This window comes from Luteimicrobium subarcticum, assembly GCF_002798015.1.
GTDB lineage: Bacteria > Actinomycetota > Actinomycetes > Actinomycetales > Cellulomonadaceae > Luteimicrobium > Luteimicrobium subarcticum.
In genome coordinates this window covers 1-5,683 of the sequence record NZ_PGTZ01000003.1, presented here as the reverse complement: position 1 = coordinate 5,683, position 5,683 = coordinate 1, and the positions used below count along the sequence as shown (strand labels likewise).

Sequence of the window (5,683 nt, the reverse complement as noted above, 5' to 3'; positions counted from 1 at the left end):
GCGCGGCTCGGTGGACGGGCGGCGCGGCGGTGAAGGGTTCTGGATATGCCGCAGGCCACCCCCGGGGTCGGGGGTGGCCTGCAGTGAATGGGTGTTCGGCGGCGTCCTACTCTCCCACCCCGTTCCCAGGGCAGTACCATCGGCGCTGAAGGGCTTAGCTTCCGGGTTCGGAATGGGACCGGGCGTTTCCCCTTCGCTATGACCGCCGTAACTCTATGAACCTGTTCGGGACCCCGTTGGTGGGGTGTGCCGGTGGCTCTAGAACCGCACAGTGGACGCGAGCACGCTTTGGAAAAGTGTGTGTTGGTAAGTTGTCGGCTGATTAGTACCGGTCAGCTGCGAGGGTCTTGGGTCCCCTCTTCCACATCCGGCCTATCTACCCAGTGGTCTAGCTGGGTGCCTCTCCCCCCGAAGGGGTTGGAAACCTCATCTTGAAGCAGGCTTCCCGCTTAGATGCTTTCAGCGGTTATCCCTTCCGAACGTAGCTAACCAGCGGTGCTCCTGGCGGAACAACTGGCACACCAGAGGTTCGTCCGTCCCGGTCCTCTCGTACTAGGGACAGCCCTTCTCAAGTTTCCTGCGCGCGCAGCGGATAGGGACCGAACTGTCTCACGACGTTCTAAACCCAGCTCGCGTACCGCTTTAATGGGCGAACAGCCCAACCCTTGGGACCTACTCCAGCCCCAGGATGCGACGAGCCGACATCGAGGTGCCAAACCATGCCGTCGATATGGACTCTTGGGCAAGATCAGCCTGTTATCCCCGGGGTACCTTTTATCCGTTGAGCGACGGCGCTTCCACAAGCCACCGCCGGATCACTAGTTCCGACTTTCGTCCCTGCTCGACCTGTCAGTCTCACAGTCAAGCTCCCTTGTGCACTTGCACTCGCCACCTGATTGCCAACCAGGCTGAGGGAACCTTTGAGCGCCTCCGTTACATTTTGGGAGGCAACCGCCCCAGTTAAACTACCCACCAGGCACTGTCCCTGATCCGGATTACGGACCGAGGTTAGGAGTCCAGAGCGACCAGAGTGGTATTTCAACGTTGACTCCACCCATGCTGGCGCATGAGCTTCACAGTCTCCCACCTATCCTACACAAGCCGCACCGAACACCAATACCAAGCTATAGTAAAGGTCCCGGGGTCTTTCCGTCCTGCTGCGCGTAACGAGCATCTTTACTCGTAGTGCAATTTCGCCGAGTTCGCGGTTGAGACAGCGGAGAAGTCGTTACGCCATTCGTGCAGGTCGGAACTTACCCGACAAGGAATTTCGCTACCTTAGGATGGTTATAGTTACCACCGCCGTTTACTGGGGCTTAAATTCTGAGCTTCGCCCGAAGGCTGACCCGTCCTCTTAACCTTCCAGCACCGGGCAGGCGTCAGTCCGTATACATCGTCTTGCGACTTCGCACGGACCTGTGTTTTTAGTAAACAGTCGCTTCTCCCTGGTCTCTGCGGCCCTCCACGCTAGCCAGCAAGTGGCTTTACGCTTCAGGCCCCCCTTCTCCCGAAGTTACGGGGGCATTTTGCCGAGTTCCTTAACCACGATTCTCTCGATCGCCTTAGTATTCTCTACCTGACCACCTGAGTCGGTTTGGGGTACGGGCGGCTAGAACCTCGCGTCGAAGCTTTTCTCGGCAGCATAGGATCACCCTGTTATCCCGCTAATGCGGTCACCATCAGTCCTGAGGCTCATGAGCAGCGGATTTGCCTGCTGCTCGCCCTGCGACCTTGGACACGGACTACCATCGCCGCGCCGGGCTACCTTCCTGCGTCACTCCTGTTAATACGCTTACCTACTACCGGATTGGGTCGCGCGCTAGGCCTTCCAGTGTCCCCGAAGGGACGGCGGAAGGATTCGGGCGCTCAGCATCACCGGGCTCGGTATGGGCGGTTCTTCGCCGGTAGGAGAATATCAACTCCTTGTCCATCGACTACGCCTGTCGGCCTCGCCTTAGGTCCCGACTTACCCAGGGCGGATTAGCCTGGCCCTGGAACCCTTGGTCATTCGGCGGACGGGTTTCTCACCCGTCTTTCGCTACTCATGCCTGCATTCTCACTCGTGTAGGCTCCACCACTGGATTCCTCCGCAGCTTCACTGCCCACACGACGCTCCCCTACCCATCCACACGCCTGGACCACGAAGGCCTGGCGGTTGTGTGAATGCCACAGCTTCGGCGGTGTACTTGAGCCCCGCTACATTGTCGGCGCGGAATCACTTGACCAGTGAGCTATTACGCACTCTTTCAAGGGTGGCTGCTTCTAAGCCAACCTCCTGGTTGTCTGTGCAACTCCACATCCTTTCCCACTTAGCACACGCTTAGGGGCCTTAGCTGGTGGTCTGGGCTGTTTCCCTCTCGACTACGGAGCTTATCCCCCGCAGTCTCACTCCCGCGCTCTCACTTACCGGCATTCGGAGTTTGGCTGACGTCAGTAACCTTGTAGGGCCCATCGGCCATCCAGTAGCTCTACCTCCGGCAAGAAACACGCGAGGCTGCACCTAAATGCATTTCGGGGAGAACCAGCTATCACGAAGTTTGATTGGCCTTTCACCCCTAACCACAGGTCATCCCCCAGGTTTTCAACCCTGGTGGGTTCGGTCCTCCACGCGGTCTTACCCGCGCTTCAACCTGCCCATGGCTAGATCACTTCGCTTCGGGTCTAGACCCAGCGACTATGGTCGCCCTGTTCGGACTCGCTTTCGCTACGGCTTCCCCACACGGGTTAACCTCGCCACTGAGCACTAACTCGCAGGCTCATTCTTCAAAAGGCACGCTGTCACCCCTGCAAAGGAGGCTCCAACGGATTGTAGGCACACGGTTTCAGGTACTATTTCACTCCCCTCCCGGGGTACTTTTCACCTTTCCCTCACGGTACTAGTCCGCTATCGGTCACTAGGTAGTATTTAGGCTTAGCAAGTGGTCTTGCCGGATTCACACGGGATTTCTCGGGCCCCGTGCTACTTGGGATCCCCTTCGGGAGGCCACAACATTTCGTCTACGGGGGTCACACCCTCTGTGCCCGGCCTTTCAATGCCGTTCGACTATGCCGCGACTTTCTGACTCCCTGGATCCGTGTCAGCAGATCCTGAAAGGTCCCACAACCCCGAACGTGCAACGCCTGACAGCTTGAACACACGCACGGTTTGGCCTCTTCCGCTTTCGCTCGCCACTACTCACGGAATATCTCTTCCTGCCGGTACTGAGATGTTTCACTTCCCGGCGTTCCCTCCACACACCCTATATATTCAGGTGCAGGTGACCACACATGACTGTGGCCGGGTTTCCCCATTCGGACATCCTCGGATCACGGTTCGTTTGCCAACTCCCCGAGGCTTATCGCAGGCTACGACGTCCTTCTTCGGCTCCTAGTGCCAAGGCATCCACCCTGTGCCCTTAAAAACTTACTCAACAAACTTGCAGAAACCACGGTACGCGCTCACCCACCCGAAGGTGAAGGCTCACGCGATCGTGCTTCATAAAGATGCTCGCGTCCACTGTGCAGTTCTCAAGCAACCGACGATCCCGCCCTCCCCCACCAGGAAACCTCCCAGTGAGCTCACGACGGCCCGCGATCAAGGCCCGACCAGAGCGGCCGGCAACCTCAGGACCCAACAGTGTGCTCAGCAAACCCACCACGACCCGGAGAACCTGTCTTCCACACCAGACCACCCCGAAGGACGACCCAGCAGTACTCACAGGAACCCACCACGCGGCGAGCTCTTCGTCAATGTTCCACCCTTGAGCAACCACCCGGCACACATTCGGCACCGGCATGGCCGTCTGACCCAGCCCCCACCCCGAAGGACAAGAACCGGATGACATGCTCCTTAGAAAGGAGGTGATCCAGCCGCACCTTCCGGTACGGCTACCTTGTTACGACTTAGTCCCAATCGCCAGTCCCACCTTCGACGGCTCCCCCCACAAGGGTTGGGCCACCGGCTTCGGGTGTTACCGACTTTCGTGACTTGACGGGCGGTGTGTACAAGGCCCGGGAACGTATTCACCGCAGCGTTGCTGATCTGCGATTACTAGCGACTCCGACTTCATGGGGTCGAGTTGCAGACCCCAATCCGAACTGAGACCGGCTTTTTGGGATTCGCTCCACCTTACGGTATCGCAGCCCTTTGTACCGGCCATTGTAGCATGCGTGAAGCCCAAGACATAAGGGGCATGATGATTTGACGTCATCCCCACCTTCCTCCGAGTTGACCCCGGCAGTCTCCCATGAGTCCCCGGCATAACCCGCTGGCAACATGGGACGAGGGTTGCGCTCGTTGCGGGACTTAACCCAACATCTCACGACACGAGCTGACGACAACCATGCACCACCTGTGCACCGACCTTGCGGGGCGACCATCTCTGGCCGTTTCCAGTGCATGTCAAGCCTTGGTAAGGTTCTTCGCGTTGCATCGAATTAATCCGCATGCTCCGCCGCTTGTGCGGGCCCCCGTCAATTCCTTTGAGTTTTAGCCTTGCGGCCGTACTCCCCAGGCGGGGCACTTAATGCGTTAGCTGCGGCACGGAACTCGTGGAATGAGCCCCACACCTAGTGCCCAACGTTTACGGCATGGACTACCAGGGTATCTAATCCTGTTCGCTCCCCATGCTTTCGCTCCTCAGCGTCAGTTGCGGCCCAGAGACCTGCCTTCGCCATCGGTGTTCCTCCTGATATCTGCGCATTCCACCGCTACACCAGGAATTCCAGTCTCCCCTACCGCACTCTAGTCTGCCCGTACCCGATGCAAGCTCAAGGTTGAGCCTTGAGTTTTCACACCAGACGCGACAAACCGCCTACGAGCTCTTTACGCCCAATAATTCCGGACAACGCTTGCGCCCTACGTATTACCGCGGCTGCTGGCACGTAGTTAGCCGGCGCTTCTTCTGCAGGTACCGTCACTTGCGCTTCTTCCCTGCTGAAAGAGGTTTACAACCCGAAGGCCTTCATCCCTCACGCGGCGTCGCTGCATCAGGCTTTCGCCCATTGTGCAATATTCCCCACTGCTGCCTCCCGTAGGAGTCTGGGCCGTGTCTCAGTCCCAGTGTGGCCGGTCGCCCTCTCAGGCCGGCTACCCGTCGTCGCCTTGGTAGGCCACTACCCCACCAACAAGCTGATAGGCCGCGAGCCCATCCCTGACCAATAAATCTTTCCAGACACCCCCATGCGGAAGCGCCTCATATCCAGTATTAGCCCCGGTTTCCCGGAGTTATCCCAGAGTCAGGGGCAGGTTGCTCACGTGTTACTCACCCGTTCGCCACTGATCCGCCCAGCAAGCTGGGCATCACCGTTCGACTTGCATGTGTTAAGCACGCCGCCAGCGTTCGTCCTGAGCCAGGATCAAACTCTCCGTAAATGATCAACATCAACCACCAACCCCCAACCACAAGCCAGGAACCAGCAGTCAACAACCATACGAAGCAGCCACACGACACCATTGCATCCACAACACCGTCGCGCAGCCAGTTGAACCTTGGCACCGAACCGAACATGACGTTCGATCCTGTCCAAAGGAATCCTCAAACGAGCCGGACCAACCACCACAACGGCAGCCAGCCACAACCCGACGAGGGTTAAAATTTGGCATTGACTATCAAGCACACTGTTGAGTTCTCAAGCAACCGACACACCCAACCTCACCCTCACGGGCTCGCATCGGGGCAACTTCTCCATCTTACCCGCCCCC

At 58.3% G+C, this 5,683-nt stretch carries 3 rRNA genes; all 3 read right to left on the bottom strand.

From position 1 onward, the window contains the following. Positions 1–93 precede the first annotated feature (93 nt). Positions 94–210, bottom strand: a 5S ribosomal RNA gene (gene rrf / locus CLV34_RS00565). Positions 211–302: 92 nt separating this feature from the next. Further along, a 23S ribosomal RNA gene (locus CLV34_RS00560) occupies positions 303–3,409 on the bottom strand. A gap of 424 nt (positions 3,410–3,833) precedes the next feature. Next, positions 3,834–5,353 (bottom strand): 16S ribosomal RNA (locus CLV34_RS00555). Together the 16S, 23S and 5S rRNA genes form the textbook arrangement of a ribosomal RNA operon. Positions 5,354–5,683: the final 330 nt, after the last annotated feature.